Origin of the sequence: Bacillus sp. FSL K6-2865, assembly GCF_040311405.1 — a bacterium.
GTDB lineage: Bacteria > Bacillota > Bacilli > Bacillales > Bacillaceae > Bacillus > Bacillus velezensis.
The window spans coordinates 3,009,089-3,026,515 of the sequence record NZ_CP152036.1; the positions used below are offsets into that span (position 1 = coordinate 3,009,089).

Annotated in this window: 18 protein-coding genes; 4 read left to right on the forward strand and 14 right to left on the reverse strand. The window is 48.3% G+C overall.

Features of this window, described 5'->3' with window-relative positions:
* Positions 1-8 precede the first annotated feature (8 nt).
* Both NYE42_RS14780 and NYE42_RS14785 read left to right on the forward strand, forming a co-directional pair.
* Positions 9-653: an acetoin utilization AcuB family protein gene (locus NYE42_RS14780; RefSeq protein ID WP_256683611.1), complete on the forward strand. Its 645-nt coding sequence runs from the start codon at positions 9-11 to the stop codon at positions 651-653.
* Positions 650-1,816, forward strand: coding sequence for an acetoin utilization protein AcuC (locus tag NYE42_RS14785; RefSeq protein ID WP_043021714.1), 1,167 nt, complete (start codon positions 650-652; stop codon positions 1,814-1,816). The genes NYE42_RS14780 and NYE42_RS14785 overlap by 4 nt, the downstream gene beginning before the upstream one ends.
* A gap of 9 nt (positions 1,817-1,825) precedes the next feature.
* Here NYE42_RS14785 and motS read toward each other — a convergent pair whose 3' ends face one another.
* From motS to NYE42_RS14845, 12 genes are all read right to left on the reverse strand, one after another.
* On the reverse strand, positions 1,826-2,515 hold the full coding sequence (gene motS, locus NYE42_RS14790; RefSeq protein ID WP_352426561.1) for a flagellar motor protein MotS: 690 nt from the start codon (positions 2,513-2,515) through the stop codon (positions 1,826-1,828).
* Entirely contained in the window at positions 2,505-3,320 is an 816-nt protein-coding gene (motP, locus tag NYE42_RS14795) for a flagellar motor protein MotP (RefSeq protein WP_007408775.1), read from the reverse strand. Before motP ends, motS begins: the two co-directional genes overlap by 11 nt.
* Before the next feature lie 68 nt (positions 3,321-3,388).
* Positions 3,389-4,393 (reverse strand): catabolite control protein A, encoded by a 1,005-nt coding sequence (gene ccpA / locus NYE42_RS14800; RefSeq protein WP_003152385.1) that lies wholly within the window; start codon positions 4,391-4,393, stop codon positions 3,389-3,391.
* Between the two features lie 278 nt (positions 4,394-4,671).
* On the reverse strand, positions 4,672-5,748 hold the full coding sequence (locus NYE42_RS14805; protein WP_003152383.1) for a bifunctional 3-deoxy-7-phosphoheptulonate synthase/chorismate mutase: 1,077 nt from the start codon (positions 5,746-5,748) through the stop codon (positions 4,672-4,674).
* Between the two features lie 235 nt (positions 5,749-5,983).
* A complete protein-coding gene (ytxJ, locus tag NYE42_RS14810; protein ID WP_007408776.1) occupies positions 5,984-6,310 on the reverse strand; it encodes a bacillithiol system redox-active protein YtxJ in 327 nt (108 codons plus the stop codon).
* A 25-nt stretch (positions 6,311-6,335) separates the two neighbouring features.
* Positions 6,336-6,749, reverse strand: a complete 414-nt coding sequence (locus tag NYE42_RS14815; protein ID WP_003152380.1) for a YtxH domain-containing protein — start codon at positions 6,747-6,749, stop codon at positions 6,336-6,338.
* Between the two features lie 32 nt (positions 6,750-6,781).
* Positions 6,782-7,204, reverse strand: coding sequence for a DUF948 domain-containing protein (locus NYE42_RS14820; RefSeq protein WP_007408777.1), 423 nt, complete (start codon positions 7,202-7,204; stop codon positions 6,782-6,784).
* A gap of 155 nt (positions 7,205-7,359) precedes the next feature.
* Positions 7,360-8,658 (reverse strand): UDP-N-acetylmuramate--L-alanine ligase, encoded by a 1,299-nt coding sequence (gene murC / locus NYE42_RS14825; protein ID WP_352426562.1) that lies wholly within the window; start codon positions 8,656-8,658, stop codon positions 7,360-7,362.
* A 240-nt stretch (positions 8,659-8,898) separates the two neighbouring features.
* Positions 8,899-11,502 (reverse strand): DNA translocase FtsK, encoded by a 2,604-nt coding sequence (locus NYE42_RS14830; RefSeq protein ID WP_095352851.1) that lies wholly within the window; start codon positions 11,500-11,502, stop codon positions 8,899-8,901.
* Between the two features lie 167 nt (positions 11,503-11,669).
* Positions 11,670-12,275 (reverse strand): YtpR family tRNA-binding protein, encoded by a 606-nt coding sequence (gene ytpR / locus NYE42_RS14835; RefSeq protein WP_022552814.1) that lies wholly within the window; start codon positions 12,273-12,275, stop codon positions 11,670-11,672.
* Between the two features lie 14 nt (positions 12,276-12,289).
* On the reverse strand, positions 12,290-13,099 hold the full coding sequence (locus NYE42_RS14840; RefSeq protein WP_012118213.1) for a DUF1444 domain-containing protein: 810 nt from the start codon (positions 13,097-13,099) through the stop codon (positions 12,290-12,292).
* A 15-nt stretch (positions 13,100-13,114) separates the two neighbouring features.
* The gene (locus NYE42_RS14845) at positions 13,115-13,438 is read right to left on the reverse strand and encodes a thioredoxin family protein (protein ID WP_003152373.1); all 324 of its coding nucleotides are present in this window, start codon (positions 13,436-13,438) and stop codon (positions 13,115-13,117) included.
* 197 nt (positions 13,439-13,635) lie between these two features.
* Here NYE42_RS14845 and NYE42_RS14850 point away from each other — a divergent pair, with 197 nt between their 5' ends.
* On the forward strand, positions 13,636-14,082 hold the full coding sequence (locus NYE42_RS14850; protein ID WP_095352850.1) for a YtoQ family protein: 447 nt from the start codon (positions 13,636-13,638) through the stop codon (positions 14,080-14,082).
* 33 nt (positions 14,083-14,115) lie between these two features.
* Here NYE42_RS14850 and NYE42_RS14855 read toward each other — a convergent pair whose 3' ends face one another.
* Entirely contained in the window at positions 14,116-15,189 is a 1,074-nt protein-coding gene (locus tag NYE42_RS14855; protein WP_352426563.1) for a M42 family metallopeptidase, read from the reverse strand.
* Between the two features lie 158 nt (positions 15,190-15,347).
* On the opposite strand from NYE42_RS14855, the gene NYE42_RS14860 reads away from it, so the two are divergent.
* On the forward strand, positions 15,348-15,665 hold the full coding sequence (locus NYE42_RS14860) for a PepSY domain-containing protein (RefSeq protein ID WP_015240403.1): 318 nt from the start codon (positions 15,348-15,350) through the stop codon (positions 15,663-15,665).
* Positions 15,666-15,720: 55 nt separating this feature from the next.
* On the opposite strand, the gene NYE42_RS14865 is transcribed toward NYE42_RS14860, so the two are convergent.
* Positions 15,721-17,418: an NAD-dependent malic enzyme gene (locus NYE42_RS14865; RefSeq protein ID WP_144663869.1), complete on the reverse strand. Its 1,698-nt coding sequence runs from the start codon at positions 17,416-17,418 to the stop codon at positions 15,721-15,723.
* Positions 17,419-17,427: the final 9 nt, after the last annotated feature.

Sequence of the window (17,427 nt, forward strand, 5' to 3'; positions counted from 1 at the left end):
ATAAAAAGATGATTGCAGAACAAATCATGAAACGGGACGTCATCACCGTCTCAAAACACGACTCCATTGAAACAGCCGTCCGTAAAATGAAGATATATCATATCCGCCATCTCCCTGTCATCGACGACGAGCTGCACGTCATCGGTATTGTCACAGATAGAGACATTAAACAGGCCGGCCCCGGCAGCTTTGAACAAAAGGAACGCGGCGCATTTCTGACAAACAAAGTGGAGACCACTATGAAGCGGAATGTCATCTGCGCTCATCCGCTTGACTTTGTGGAAGAAATATCCGCTTCCTTTTATGAGCACGGCATCGGCTGTCTGCCGATTACGGTAAACCATAAGCTGACGGGCATTTTAACGAAAACCGACGTGCTCCGGACTTTCGTCAGCCTGACAGGCGCGGCCCAGCCGGGATCACAGGTGGAAATCCTGGTGACGGATATGACAAAAAGCCTTGCTGATCTCAGCTGCATGTGCCGTGATCTTCAGCTGCAAATCCTGAGTGTGCTCGTCTATCCTCATGATTCCGCCGGGTCGAACATTCTCGTCTTCCGGGTGAAGACGATGAATCCGCTCCCTTTTATCCGTGCCGTTCAAGAAGCCGGATACAATGTCTTATGGCCGAAACATTTGAGGGATCAGCCATGAGAGACAGCGTTTTTGTTTACTCGCCTTCTTATCAGACGTATCAATTTCATCAGGAACATCCGTTCAATCAGCGTCGTGTGCTTTTAACATACGATCTGCTTCAGGCGGCGGATGCGTTTGACGAAGGAGATATCGTCACACCGCGCACGGCCGCTAAAGAAGAGCTGGCTCTCGTTCATACGGAGGATTATATACAGGCGGTGGAACTAGCGGGTGCGGGCCGGCTCCCTGCCGCAGAAGGAGAAAGCTACGGTCTCGGAACGGAAGACACCCCCGTTTTTGCCGGCATGCATGAAGCCGCGTCACTTCTGGTGGGCGGCACCTTAACGGCGGCTGATTATGTCATGACGGGACAAGCCAGGCACGCCTGCAATTTAGGAGGCGGCCTTCACCACGGCTTCCGCGGCAGGGCCTCAGGCTTTTGTATCTATAATGACAGCGCCGTGGCCATCCAATACATCCAGAAGAACTACGGGGCAAAAGTGTTATACATTGATACAGACGCCCATCACGGCGACGGCGTTCAATTTACGTTTTACGACAGGTCTGATGTCTGCACTGTTTCTTTTCACGAGACTGGGCGTTATTTATTTCCCGGGACGGGACAGGTACTGGAAAAAGGAAGCGGGCAAGGCTACGGCTATTCTTTTAACATTCCGCTGGACGCTTTCACAGAGGATGATTCCTTTCTTCACGCTTACAATACGGCCGCCTCAGAAATCGCGGCTTTTTTCAAGCCGGATGTGATTCTTACCCAAAACGGTGCGGACGCCCATTATTACGACCCATTGACACACCTGTCCAATACAATCTCCATTTATCAGGAGATCCCGCGGCTTGCTCATTCATTAGCCCATCAATATTGCAGCGGCAGATGGATCGCGGTCGGCGGCGGCGGATACGATATTTGGAGAGTCGTCCCGAGAGCATGGAGCCGCATTTGGCTTGAGATGAAAGGGATTGATCCCGGGGAACGCATACCGCAGAAATGGATTGATAAATGGCAGAAGCACTCCCCCTGCACGTTGCCCGCTTTTTGGAGTGATCCTGAACAATTATATCCTCCGATTCCCCGCAAAGAAGAAATTTCAGAAAAAAATGCCCAAACCGTGGAAAAAGCACTTTTTGCCATCCGGTCTGAGCAGCGGTATAAGACTAAATAAAAAACGACCTTATGAGGAGGTCGTTTTTTTGATCACAATTTCTACACGGCGGTTTTCTTTCATATGTCCGGGACTTTTGTTGTCCTTCACAGGTTTCGTATCCGCATACCCGGCAGAGATAAACCGTTTGGCGGAAAAGTCTTCATTCGCGGTAAAATACCGGATCACACTCGCCGCTCTTGCAGACGACAGCTCCCAATTTGACGGAAATTGATAGGTGGAAATCCGGCGGCTGTCCGTATGGCCTTCTACCTGTATGTCATTCGGAATTGTTTTTAAAAGCACCGCGATCTGATGCAGAACCGGCTCGGCGTTTTTCAGCACATCCGCTTTTCCCGTCTGAAACAGAACGGCCTCCTGCAGCACCAGAACCACTCCGCGCTCATCGCGCTTCGCCGTCAATTTCGAACTCAAATGATGCGCTTTTATGTATGTCTTCACGTTTTGTAACAGCAAATCCTGTTCTTTATTTTCGTTTGCTTTGTCTGATGACGCCGGTTCACCCCCGCTGCCTTTTGTATGAATCGATGAAACGGCAGATTGAAATTTTTCCGCGTCTATTTGCGACATCGAAAAAAGCAATATAAAGAACACGAGAATGAGCGTGATCAAGTCAGCGAACGTCACCATCCATCTCGGTGAACCGCCGGAATGTTCCGCTTTGTTTCTTCTTTCAAAACGCTCTTTTCTAAGCTTCATGGACAGCGCCCTTTTTCTTGTTCGCAGGCTGTCCTTTACGCCAGTCTTCTCTTGAGCTGAAGACGACGAGCTGACTTTCGAGGTTGCGGGGATTTTTGCCCGATTGGATGCCGACAACCCCTTCGATCATGACCTGTTTGATGAAAATTTCACTTTCCGTTTTTTCTTCAAGCTTTGCCGCGATTGGGATAAACACCAAGTTGGCAAGCAGCGCTCCGTACAGCGTCGTCAATAGCGCAACGGCCATGTTCGGTCCGAGGGTATGCGGGTCATTTAAGTTTTTGAGCATGAGAACGAGTCCGACGAGCGTCCCGATCATTCCCCAGGCGGGTGCGAAATCACCGGCTTTTTCAAAAACGCGTCTTCCTTTTCTGTGTCTTTCTTCCATCGCGGCGATCTCAGAATCCATTACCAGCCGGATCGTTTCCTCGTCCCAGCCGTCAATCGCAAGCAAAAGCCCTTTTTTTAAAAACGGATCCTTGATCTCACGCGCCTGGTCATCCAGAGACAGAAGCCCCTGCCTGCGTGCCTGCTCCGAAAGGCTGACAAATACTCTGACAAGCTCTTTCACATTGTCATCCTGACGGGAGAATACCTGTTTCAGAACAGAAGGGGTTTTCTTTAAATCCCTCGGCGGAAAGCTGATAAAGATCGCCGCAGCAAGGCCGCCTGTGACGATTAAAAAAGAAGTCAGATCTAAAAATGAACTGATTCCCGCCAGTCCCGTCCCTGACAGAATACCGATTGCGACAATAATACAGCCTAACATAAAGCCAACGGGCGTCAGATAATCAAAACGTTTCATATCTTCTCCTTACTCAAGTAAAAAAGCAAGATTCCACCCCTCAGAGTGAAGCTTGCTTTTCCGTTTTTTTATGACTTGGTTGATTGTCTTAATTCGATGCGGTGAGGCAATTCGACGATATGCTCTTCAACCGGCTCTTTGTTCATCAGTTTTGTCAAAAGTCTCATCGCCACGGCGCCGATATCGTACGTAGGCTGCACGACTGTTGAAAGCTGAGGGCGGACCATCAGGCTCAATCTCGTATTGTCAAAACCGATAATATCAAGATCATCAGGTATCGAAAGACCTTGATCTTGGGCCGCATGGATAATGCCGAGGGCCATTTCATCCGTCGCAGAAAGAATCGCCGTCGGTTTCCGGTCAAGGCCCATCAAGCTTTGAAGCGCCTCCATACCGGAATCATAGGTGTAATCGCCTTCCGCTACGAATTGCTCGTTAAACGGAATCGCCGCTTCTTCAAGCGCCCGTTTGTACCCTTGCAGTTTTTTCGAACGGTTGATCGGCTCTTGCATCGGTCCGGAGACGAATGCAATATCGCGATGCCCTTTATCAATGAAAAGCTTAACGGCATCATAAATCGCCTGTTCGTAATCAATGGCGACAGAAGGCGTCTCGCCCTGTTCTTCCACTGATGCCGCCAAGACGATCGGCACAGGAGAGCGCTTAAATTCTTCGACATGCTCGTCCGTAATGTTGCCGCCCATAAATACGATACCGTCCACTTGTTTGCCAAGCATCGTATTTAACAGATGCAGTTCTTTCTCAAGATTTTGGTCCGAGTTGCTTAAAATAATATTATATTTGTACATCGTCGCGATATCTTCAATTCCACGCGCAAGTTCAGAGTAGAAAATGCTTGAGATATCAGGGATGATGACGCCGACCGTAGTCGTTTTTTTGCTTGCAAGCCCTCTTGCCACCGCATTCGGGCGATAGCCGAGCCGGTCAATGGCTTCCAATACTTTTTTTCTGGTCGTCGGTTTTACATTCGGGTTGCCGTTCACGACGCGGGAAACAGTCGCCATACTGACATTTGCTTCTCTGGCCACATCGTATATCGTAATGTTGCTCACTGAAACCACTCCTTTTACTGGATACACTTATCCTTATCTATAGCATAAACACTTTATGTAAAGAAATGTCGTACGATTTCGCATTCTGTCGTTTATGATTGTAAGCGTAAGTCAGTAGTGTACATTATTTTTCATTATTCATCAAATTTAAATATCTCTCATGAAATTATACACGTTTTTCCCAGTGATGAAAACGTTCACTTTCATTTTATAATTAAATAAAATGAAGATACGAAAAAAAGCCGCGCGAGGCGGCCTTTAAAGAGCGAAACGTTGTATTATGCTTTTACTTTCAGCATTGGCTTTAATTCGTTCAGCCATTTCTCGAATTCAGGTATATCCATCTGCTGCGCAGAGTCTGAAAGGGCAACGGAAGGATCAGGGTGAACCTCGGCCATCACGCCGTCAGCGCCGATCGCAAGCGCCGCTTTTGCTGTCGGAAGCAGGAGATCACGGCGGCCTGTTGAATGTGTGACGTCAACAAACACCGGCAAGTGAGTTTCCTGTTTCAAAATCGGCACGGCAGAAATGTCGAGTGTGTTTCTCGTTGCCGTTTCGTACGTTCTGATACCGCGCTCACAAAGAATGATTTGGTCGTTTCCTTGTGACATGATGTATTCAGCTGCATTGATGAACTCTGAAATTGTTGCGGCAAGACCGCGTTTTAACAATACCGGCTTTTTAACGGAACCGGCGGCTTTCAGCAATTCAAAGTTTTGCATGTTCCGCGCGCCGATCTGAATGACGTCAATGTAATCAATCGCTTGCTCAATGTGGGCGGGCGTTACGATTTCACTGATCACCGCGAGGTCATATTCATCAGCGACGCGTTTAAGAATTTGCAGGCCTTCTACGCCGAGACCTTGGAAATCATACGGACTTGTGCGGGGTTTAAACGCGCCCCCGCGGAGGATTTTAATGCCTTGTTTTTTCGCTGCGGCCGCGACTTCGGCAACCTGCTCATAGCTTTCGACGGCACAAGGTCCGACGATGAATCTCTGATCGCCGTCACCGATTTTTTCACCTTTAATATCAACGATCGTATCTTCTGCTTTTTTCTTCCGGGAGACGAGCAACGCTTTGCTGTGATCCTCTTCTTGAAGTTCAAGTCCGGCTTTGAAAATTTCTTTGAAAATATGCTGGATCGTTGAGTTTTCAAATGGGCCGTCATTGCTTTCAATTATGCGGTTAAGCATTGTACGCTCTCTGACAGGGTCAAATCGGTTGACACCCTGTGCTTCCTTTGCTTTACCGATTTCTTTTACAACGGCTCCGCGTTCATTGATTAATTTAAGGATTTCTAAGTTTAGTGCGTCTGCCTGCTGTCTTAGGCTCTCTAATTCCTTGTTGCTCATCTTTTTCATCCCTTCTATGCTATGTTTTATTTTAATGGTTAACATGCATCTTACTACAGTTATGCGAAAATAGGAATATGAAATAATAAATTTTTTCACATTCGACTTTATCACAAAAACGCTTTTAAGCTTTTATGCGTTGAAGCAGTATATATTGATATCCTACATGATCCGGCTGAAATGATCAATAGTTTTTTTCAAAAAAAAACCGCCGGTATCAACCGGCGGCCAGCAATTATGAAAGGTGCTGCTCTATTGCGTTTTTTGTGATTTGTGAATGAGACGCGTGCCATTTCACTTCGCCGTTTGCAATGACGAATACTTGCGGGCTTTCATGTTTCACGCCGTATGTCTCGGCGATATAGTTTGAAAGCGGCCGGCTGTCCTGCACCTGCAGGTAATAAGAAGGCACTTCCGAATGCGCCGATGCAAAGGCGTCAAACTCCTGAAACGCGGCTTGGCTGATCGGGCAGGTTGTGCTGTGTTTCAAAAACACGAGCGTGTTTTCTTTCTCAGCGGCATTTTTGAACTCTTCCTCAGACGATATCAGCTGTTTTGTCATGTCGGTTATCTCTCCTTATTGAGGATCAGCGATTTGCCTGACCGGCTTTTTCCCCGGCGTCTTCCGCTTCGGCCTTGATGCTTTGGGCCGTGTCCTGCATTTCGCTTCTCGTCTCTTCGGCTTTCTCGGTTAGTGTGCTCTTAGAACGGTCTTTTAAATCCTTCACTTTATTCATAATCTGGCCTGACTGATCAGCTACCAGCTGGGTGATATTAGATGTTTTGTCTTTGGCGATGCTGACATATTGAGAGCCTTTTTCTTTCGCGTCGGCCGTCATTCTGTCCGTCTTATCCTTTAACGCAGAAGCCTGACTGCCGAGATCGTCGCGCAGCTCCTTACCTGATTTAGGCGCCAGAAACAACGCCGTTGTCGCGCCGATAATTCCCCCGATCAGCGTTCCGATTAAAAAATCCTTACTATTGATTCCATCTTTACTCATTATGATTCCTCCTTAGTGGATTTTTCTTATGATTAAAGCGATGTTTTTTTCTTTTGCTTCCACTTGTCCCATATTTCCATAGCGGCCTGGCTCCAGGTGACAACCTGACTGATCTTATCCTGATTCTCTCTTACAGAGGCCGTAACGGAACCTGCTGCCTGCTTTATGGATGTATTAAACTGCTGGACGGAAGTTCCCACTTCCTGGACAGCATGGACAACCGTATTTAATTTCTCTGATTTTTCCTGAATGTCTTCCGCGAGACGGTTTGTCTTATGTAACAGCTCGGTTGTCTCTGCGGTAATGCCTTTCATCTGCCCTTCAAGGCCGTCTAAAGTCGAGGCAACGTTTGTTAAAGTCATCTGCACGGACTTTAATGTTTTGGACAGATAGATGACGAGGATGAGAAATGCAACGGCAATGAGTGCGACGCTTAAGTAAAGAATGATGATCATCTAATACCTCCTTAATGCAGGATATAGTGGTATATACCCAATTCTTAAAATGATAAACATATATGAAAGATCTGTATGTATACTATTTCTCCGTTTCTCGGTAAATCCCTTTGCAGCACGCGCAAAAAAGCAGTGAGAGCCCCACTGCTTTTTCGTTACGCTATGACGTTTTCATAGGCTCTCATATATTTTTGAATGTCTCCGGCGCCCATGAAGATCAGCACTGCGCCTTCATGCGCTTTTAACACGGATGTGTCATTTTCTTCAATGAGTTCTGCGTTATCGATTTTTTCCTGAAGATCCGTGATCGTGAGCTTGCCGACGTTCTCGCGGGCTGAGCCGAAAATGTCACACAGATACACGCGATCGGCCGCGCTTAAACTTTCTGCGAATTCATCAAGGAATGATTGCGTCCGTGTAAACGTATGCGGCTGAAATACCGCGATAATTTCACGTTCGGGATATTTTTGGCGCGCCGCCTCAATCGTGACTTTGATTTCAGTCGGATGGTGGGCGTAGTCGTCGATCAGTACCTGGCTGCCGATCACTTTTTCATTGAATCTGCGTTTGACGCCGCCGAATGATTCAAGTCCGCGCTTAATCATGTTCACGTCTATCTCTTCATAGTGGCAGAGCGCAATGACCGCTAAGGAATTGAGGACATTGTGATGGCCGTATGCCGGGATGTAGAACGTATCGTAAAACGTATTGCGGACAAAGACGTCAAATGTCGTGCCTTCCGTATTTTTCACGATGTTTCTCGCTTGAAAATCATTTTCTTCTCCCGTGCCGTAATACACGACAGGCACATTGGCGTGAATTTTCGGCAGGTACTCGTCATCACCGCAGGCAATGATGCCTTTGTTAACTTGAAGCGCCATGTTTTGGAAAGCATCAAACACATCGTCAATGTTGGCGAAATAATCAGGGTGGTCAAAATCAATATTCGTCATAATCGCATAATCAGGCTGATAGCTTAAGAAATGACGGCGGTACTCGCAGGCTTCAAATACAAAGTATTCGCTGCTTTCATTTCCTCTGCCCGTTCCGTCCCCGATAAGAAACGAAGTCGGCTTCGCCTGCTGCATCACGTGTGCCAAGAGGCCCGTTGTGGACGTCTTGCCGTGTGCGCCCGTTACCGCGACACTTGTGTATTTTTTCATATATTCAGCTAAAAATTTATGATATCTGGTGACAGGAATCCCTTCAGCGAGCGCCTTTGCGATTTCCGGATGAGAATCAGGGAATGCGTTTCCGGCGATTACCGTTAAGCCGGGTTTGATGTTATCGGCGCTGAACGGATAGATCGGGATATTTCTTTTTTCAAGGGCAGCCTGAGTGAAAATCTGCTTCTCGATATCCGATCCCTGCACCTGATACCCTGTATCATGCAGGATTTGAGCAAGCGGGCTCATACCTGTCCCTTTTATTCCAACAAAATGATAAACAGTCATAATCGTACCTCCAACAAACGTCTATCTGTTCCCCAGTATATGACGCTCATTTCATTTTGCGACCGCCGCGGGCGAAAAGCCCGCACAGCGGCGCTTCCATTTATTTTTACGTTATCGTCAGTATCTGTAACTTTCTTTTTGATTAAACCTGCCGCATGATATTTCAGCGCGTGACAGTGATGCAGTTTTGATGGTCCATCCACTATCATACCATGTTTGTGAGAAAAATGAACGATATTCTTATTCTTGAGCAATGTCAGCGGCCGTAATCAGCACTTCACGGGGTTTGCTGCCCTTCGCTTCTGAGATCATGCCTTCGGCTTCCATCATGTCAATCAGCCTCGCGGCGCGGTTATAACCGATTCTGAACCTTCTTTGAAGGCTTGAGGTGCTGGCACTGTTTTGCTCCACGACGAATTGGCACGCCTCAGGAAACAGTTCGTCTTCTTCCTTAAGGGCGGTTCCCTGCCTGATCAGTTCTTCCTGTTCAAACAAATAAGAAGGCGGCAGCTGCTTTCTGACATGAGAGACGACGCGGTCAATTTCTCTGTCGGATACAAAGTTGCCCTGCAGGCGCACCGGTTTTCCGGTACCGTTTTCCCAGTACAGCATGTCGCCTTTTCCGAGCAGCTTTTCCGCTCCCGCCATGTCGATGATCGTTCTGGAATCTACCTGGCTTGAGACGGAGAATGCAATCCTCGTCGGTATGTTTGCCTTGATCATACCGGTAATGACATCGACAGACGGACGCTGTGTCGCGACAAGCAGATGAATGCCGCAGGCTCTCGCTTTCTGCGCGATTCTGGCAATGCTTTCTTCCACATCGTTCGGCGCGACCATCATTAAATCGGCAAGCTCATCAATGACCACTACGAGGTACGGAAGCTTTTCGCCTGTCTTATGATCGGCGGTTAATTCATTAAAGCGGCCGATATCTCTCACACCCGAATGGGCAAACAGTTCATATCGCCGTTCCATCTCTTCCACAACCCATTTTAACGCGGCGGTCGCGGCTTTTGCGTCCGTGATGACGGGACTGACCAAATGCGGAATTTGGTTATAAGGCGCAAGCTCGACCATTTTCGGATCGATCAGAAGCATTTTGACATCACTCGGATCCGCCTTATAAAGCAGACTGACCAAAATGGTATTGATGCAGACGCTTTTTCCCGATCCTGTCGCACCCGCTATCAACCCGTGCGGCATCTTTTTCAAATCAATGACGACCGGGTTTCCGGAAATATCGACACCGAGCGCGGCTGTAAGCGGAGACGGATTCGTCCTGAAAGCGGCGCTTCTGATCATCTGCCTTAAATCGACGACTTTGCTTACGCGGTTCGGAACTTCAATGCCGATCGTGTTTTTACCGGGGATCGGCGCCTCAATCCGAATATCCTTGGCAGACAGGCTCAGTTTAATATCATCTGCTAAGTTTGTAATTTTGTTTACTTTCACTCCGGGCTCAGGATGCACTTCAAAACGTGTGACGGACGGGCCTTGTGTGACATGAACGACTTGGGCGCGCACATTAAAGTTTTTCAGTGTAACGTTTAAAAGCTCGCGCTGTTCTTCAATCCACGATTGGTCGTCATGTCTTTGCGCCGGCGGTACGTCCAGAAGCGACAGATTCGGAAAGACATAGCTCGCTCCGCCCTCTGGCGTCTTCGCCTGCTTGTGTTTATCGCTTTTAAGCATCATGACGTTAAACGGAACATTGCGCTCTTTCGGCCGCTCCGCTTTTTTCACAGTCTGAGGCTGTCCTTGATGCTCCGTTTTTTCTTCGGCAGGCCGGGACGGGGCATCGGCCGTCTCGATGCTTGCAGGTTCAGGCTCGGGGTCTGAATGCCGCGTGACTTCATTGTACTCAGGCTGCGAGTCTGTTTCCTGTTCCGCGTCGGTTTCAGCTGATTCGGGCTTGTCTTCAGACTGCGGCTGAACTTCCTCATCGTATCCGGGTTCTGTGTATGTATACACCGTTTCTTCTGCGGTTTCAAAAGGCGGTGCTTTTTCCGGCTCAGGCTCCTGATATTCCTCCTGCGGCGCCGCTTGTTCCTCTGTGTTTTCAGCCGTTCGGGATTCTTCATACTCAGGCTCTTTAATAGGCTGCGGGCGGGTTTGTTCATGCTCTTGTTCTTCTGTAAAGCCGGCAGACTCCGCGCTTTCCGTGTGCTCCCGCTCTTCAGTCTGCTGCGGTTCTGCTGCTGCAAACACTTGCTCTTTTGCATTCTCAGCCTCGGTGTGAAGCTCCTCTTTTTTAACGGCCGGGATTTCTTCCGTTTCTTGTTTCGCAAACGGTTCTGGCCGGTCATTCGTCTGTTTTGTTATGCCGGATGTTGTGAAGACGGGCTCTTTTTCTGTTTCCTGGCCGGCTTTTGGCGGAACAAATTGCTCCTCTGAAAGCAATGTTACGTTCTCTTCACGCCGCTTTTCGGAATTAGGCGCTTTTTTTATGCTGTGCTGAGATTGAAAGCCGTAAACCGGTGAAGGAATGGATGACGGTTTAAAGGGCTTTTTCACCGTTTCAGGCTCTTTATGTGTATGCTGTTTCCGCTCGGTTTGCTCCTTCCCGGCGGCATAATCCCGGGACGGCTGGCGGCGTTCGTGCCTTTCCCGCTGTCTTTGGTTTTGCTCCGTTCGCTTATAGCCGTCCGGAACGACGGGGAAGCGGAAATTCCCTTTCGGATATTCGTAATATATTTTAGGATCTTCCATGCGCGTGAATTTGCCTTCTGGCTGATCCGGTATCTGCTGTTTCGGGATTTGGGCATGCGTGTTTGGTTCACGTTCATGCTCTTCTTCTTTTTCACCTAAAAATAAGTCAAAAAATTTATTCAGCCAACTCATGTTTAATCACTCTCTAACTCCCTTTTTAGTAGTCTGGGACGATATTTAGTATACCATTGCCGGGCGGCTCAGAAAAGATTAAGCTCCCAACTGAAGAAAGCCGTTAAGCAGGCCTGCTTAACGGCTTTCTCTCACATCATTCGATTCTGTGCGCTTATTTATGGGAGTTAGAATTGAAATGCTTCGCCGGCCTCGCGGCTGTCTTCAAGAACAAGAATCCCTTTTTCCGCCGGCGCATCCGGCAAAGCGAGTTCTTTCGCGGAGCAGATCATGCCGCTTGACGGAACGCCTCTTAATTCAGCGTCTTTAATCACAAGTCCGCTCGGCATCACCGCGCCGACTTTAGCGACGACGACTTTTTGCCCTTTGTCCACGTTCGGCGCGCCGCAAACGATTTGGAGGGTTTCCTCTCCCACATTCACTTGGCAGATATTCAGTTTATCCGCATTCGGATGTTTTTCTTTCGATTCAACGTGACCGACAACAAATTTCGGAGAAAGGTCAACCGTCAGCGTTTCTGAAACGCCGTTTCTGTTCAGTATTTCATTCACATCCTGAACGAATGTCTCAGACAAAGCGACGGGGCCGTTGTCCTCAATCTGTAGATAAGAAGACACATTAAAAATGTTAAAACCCGTCGTTTCTTTTGTTTCTTTGTTAAAGATTCTGATGACATCGCCTTCTCTTTCATAGGCGATTTCTTCGCGTGCCGCATCTTTAAGAGAGATCAGAAGCGTATCTCCCACACCTTCTTTATTGTAAAAAGCGTTCATAAGAAAAATCCTTTCTAATCCTTTTTCGGCCGGCTTTTCGCCATGATAAACACAGGTTCCAGTCTGCCTTCATTATACAGAAATGAAAGGGCCGTAATCGGCACCGTGCCGCTTGCAAAGAAGCTCATGGACATTTGCCCTAAAATATCATAACCCGATTCATTTCGAATGTCAGCAAGTATTAATACATCCTGATGCGGGACGGAAATCGCCAATTCGCCTTCAGCGGCCTGCTTGTATTCATGAAGAATCGAATCATTGAGAATCCGGCTGGCGTCATAGCCGTCATTCGCCCTGAAAAAATAAAAATAATTGTCCGCAACCGTATCCTGTTTCACAACTGAAGGAAGAGAGCGAAGATTGAATGACGCCGTCTCCCTGATCCGTTCTTTTGTCCAGTTTTCTTTCTCGAGCATACGGCTGTCAATTAAGCGGTACGTCTTGCCGAGGTCAAGCGCGTAGTAGATTCTCGTTTCGGCCGTATGGTCATCATACACGAGGGGAATGCCGTCGCTCGTTTGATCGGGAAATGATGTGGAGCGGATGACCGGATAGATACCGGCTTCCTTTCCGGACATCTCCTGTCCGCTGCCTTCCATCGCCTCCATTGCTTCTGACACATAGTAGACGATTTCGTCGATCGCTTCTTCTTTTTTCGTCTCCCACTTCGCAATGATCGGCGGGAGCTCCAATGTGATGCCTTTTTTGGTCGTTTGATCCTCAACACGGAGGGTGTCTTTTTCTCTGTCAAAAAAGAAGGATCGGTTCTCGTGCTGCAGGCGCTGTTTTAATAAATCCGCCAGCTTCCTTGACGTCATTTTCAAAGCCCGTGGCCTCCTTTATGCTTTAGCAAGGGAATCGGTTAAAAATTGCTCAATTTCTTCTTTTGTTTTACGGTCTTTGCTGACGAAGCGGTTCACTTCTTTTCCTCCGTTAAACACAACAAAGCTCGGAATGCCGTAAATTTCCCATTCCGCGCATGTATCAATAAATTGATCGCGGTCTACGTAGTAATAAGTGAATTCAGGAAAGTCCGCTTCCAGCTCAGGGAGAAACGGCTCCACAAAGCGGCAGTCCGGGCACCAATCCGCTGAAAACATAAATACCGCCCAATCGTCTTGTACCGCTTTTTGCAATTCTTCCGTGCTTTCAATCTTTTTCATTGTCATTCCTCCATCTGGATTATGAGTTTTTTATATGCTGATGTTTGTCCAATTGGATCATACCAGACTGTTTACAGCAAGACCAACTATATGCAATATCATTATCATATTTCATTTGCATTATCAAGCAAGTTTCGTTTACCATTTTGCTTGTAGCCGTACGAAAATCTGAATATGTACATAAGGAGGGGCAAAAGATGCATTTTGTCGTGTATTTAGCGGGTGAAATCCACAGTAATTGGCGGGATGAGATTAAGCAAAAAGCAACGGCGCTGGACCTGCCGATTACGTTTGTCGGCCCGATGGAAAACCATGAACGCTCAGACAATATCGGAGAAGAGATTATGGGCGTGCAGCCCGATTCTGTTTTAAAAGACGCCAGAGCTTCTGATATCAACAATTTCCGTACAGAGGTGCTGATGGAAAAAGCCGATTTTGTGATCGCCCTGTTTGGCGAGAAATATAAGCAGTGGAATACCGCGATGGATGCTTCTTATGCCATCGCAAAAGGAAAGCCGCTCATTCTCATCCGCCCGAAAGAACTTCATCATCCGCTGAAAGAGCTTTCCGGAAAAGCGAATATCACGGTCGAAACCGTCAATCAAGCGATGAAAGCACTCTCTTATTTATTTGAAACAGAATAAGCAGGCCGCCTTTATGCGGTCCTGCTTATTTTTTCACACATTTTCTCTGATCGTTTCGACCGTCTGTTTGTCACTCGCCATGACCAGCTTAATGAGCATTTCTTTCGCCGCGGCATAATCATCGACATGGATGATGGCGGCATTTGTATGAATGTATCTTGAACAAATGCCGATGACGGCAGACGGAACCCCGCTGTTTGATATGTGGACCCGTCCGGCATCCGTTCCCCCGCCTGAAGCGAAATATTGATAAGGGATATTGTGCGTTTCCGCCATATCAAGGACGAACTCTCTCATCCCGCGGTGCATGACCGTCGTTCTGTCGAAAATGCGGAGCAGCACCCCCTCGCCGAGACGGCCGAACAGCTCCTTATCGCCGCTCATATCATTTGCCGGGCTGGCATCAAGCGCGAAAAAGAGATCAGGCTGAATCATGTTGGCCGCTGTCTGCGCCCCTCTCAAGCCGACTTCCTCCTGAACGGTGGCCCCGGCGTACAGATTGTTCGGCAGGTCTTTTCCGTGCAGCTCTTTTAATAGTTCAATGCTTAACCCGCAGCCGTAGCGGTTATCCCACGCTTTGGACAATATTTTCTTCTCGTTGGCCATCGGGGTGAACGGGCAGACAGGCACGACCTGCTGTCCCGGTCTGATCCCCATTTTGACCGCGTCCTCTCTGTCATCGGCACCGATATCAATCATCATATTTTTGATCTCCATCGGCTTTGCGCGCTGGGCATCCGTTAAAATGTGGGGCGGGATGCTTGAGATGACGCCGATAATCGGTCCGTTATCCGTCTGCACCTCGACGCGCTGGGCAAGCAGCACCTGACTCCACCAGCCGCCGAGCGTCTGAAATCTCAGCATGCCGTTATCCGTAATCTGCGTTACCATAAACCCGACTTCGTCCATATGGCCGGCTACCATAACGGTCGGCGCATCTTCAGCGCCGCGCCTTACTCCGAAAACACTTCCGAGTCTGTCCTGCACGATGTCATCCGCATATTTCGCAAGCTCCCGTTTCATAAAGGAGCGGACCTGATGTTCGTTTCCCGGTGCGCCGGGAAGCTGCGTCAGCGTCCGGAAAAGCGTTTTCGTTTCCTCATTCATATTTTCCCCTCATTTCTATGTAATGCTTTTATTTTATTAGAAAAACAACCGTTTTCCAAGCGCTCAGATTGAATGGGCTGGAAAACCGCCGCTTTACTTAACACCGTCTGGCATCTTCTGTATAATAAAAATTACGACATAATTGGAGGTGCTTCATATTGAAATTACGTCATTTTCTCTTAGGTGCAGGAGTCGGATTATGCGCTGCCATCGCAGTGAAAAAGTATGCGATGAAACCTTATATCTCTTCAGAAAAAGCGCTCCGTATCGTGAAAGCGGCTTTTAAACAGCGCGGGCCGATAGACGGATCATGGATTTACACAGAGCCCGAGCCCTACCAGGTAAACGGAGAAACCATCCAGGTATACAAGACCGGCGTGACACGTTCGGCATTCGGCGAACTGGAGCAATATGAAGTTATGGTCAATGCAAAAACAGGCCAGATTGTCGATGTCGTTGATTCTGTCGCCTCATAATTCGGACAAGCAAAAAATAAAGCCCAAAACCATCAGCGTTTTGGGCTTTATTCGGTTACATCGGCCGAATTCGTTTATATACGGGGTGCCACATCGCGTCCTGCACCGCTTGGATCAGATCCTCGGGTTCCGTTTCCGCTACACCGTCCTGAATCGCAGCTTTAGCTACAGCTACCGCCACAGTTGCCGATACCGTCCTGAGATCCTCCACTTTCGGAAGCATCGGCGCCCCCGGCTTGCCGACATCCACCATACCGGCGATGGCATTCGCGCAGGCAACGAACATATTGTCCGTAATGATCCTTGCTTTCGTCACAATCGTGCCGAGTCCGAGTCCCGGGAAGACGAGCGCGTTATTCGCCTGTCCGATATGGTAGGTAACGCCGTTATACGCAACAGGCGGAAACGGACTACCCGTAGTGACAAGCGCGCGGCCTTCCGTCCATTTAATCAAATCTTCAGGTTTTGCTTCTGATAATGTCGTCGGGTTTGACATCGGCAAAATAGCGGGCCGTTTGACATGCGAGGCCATTTCTTTGACGATTTCTTCCGTAAATGCGCCTGATACGGTGGATGTGCCGATCAGAATCGTCGGCTTGGCCTGACGCACCGTCTCCGCCAGATCAATTGATCCGCCTTCACCGCTGCGGCCGTACTCTTTCACTTCATCAGCAGGGCGCGCGTACGGAACCTGAAAATCACGCAAGTCCTTCATATCATCCGTTAACAATCCGTTTCTGTCGATACACCAAAAATGGCTGTAGGATTCTTCTTCGCTTAATCCGTCATGCACCATGGCTTCGCGCAGCTGCTCAGCAATTCCGATACCGGCCGTTCCCGCGCCGAAAACGACGACTTTATGCTCTTTTAAAGGCACTTTTGATGCTTTTGCACACGCTAAAACAGCCGCAAGCGATACCGCGCCTGTTCCTTGAATGTCATCGTTAAACGTACAGACTTTATCTTTATACCGTTTTAATATGCCGCGGGCGTTAGCCGTACCGAAATCCTCCCAATGAAGCAGCGCATTCGGGAATGTTTCCCGGGCAAGCGAGACATACTCATCAATAAAGCGGTCATATTTCTCGCCGCGCACTCTTGAATGCTGGTTTCCGACATACAGCGGGTCATTTAAGAGGCTTTCCTGATTTGTCCCCGCGTCCAATACGACCGCAAGCACTCGTGACGGATCAATTCCGGCCGCCGCCGTATACACCGCGAGTTTTCCGACAGAAATGGCGATGCCGCCGACGCCCCAGTCACCGATTCCCAGAATGCCCTCGGCATCTGTGGCAACGATTAAATCAATGTTTTCATTTTTTCCGAACTGCTGAAATGCGGCGCGCATTCCCTCAGGATCATCTATTGACAAATACAGACCGCGGGGTTTTCTGTACTCATGGCTGTAACGCTGGATCGCGGTGCCGACGGTCGGCGTATATACGATCGGCAGCATTTCGCCTAAATGATCATTTAACAGTTTGTAAAATAACGTTTCATTCCGGTCATGGAGAGCGGTCAAGTACACATTTTTGCTCAGCTCATCAGGCTGCGAACTGAATTGTTCGTAGGCCCGCCTCGCCTGCTCTTCGATTGTCAATACTTTCGGCGGAAGAAATCCCTCGAGCCCGAGTTCCTTTCTTTCCTCCTGTGTAAAGGCCACCCCTTTATTTAAAAAAGGCGTAGAAAGCACTTCTAATCCGCGCAGTGTTGTTTTGATTTCTCCATCTTTCGTCACTTGAAATTGATTCACCTGTCTCTT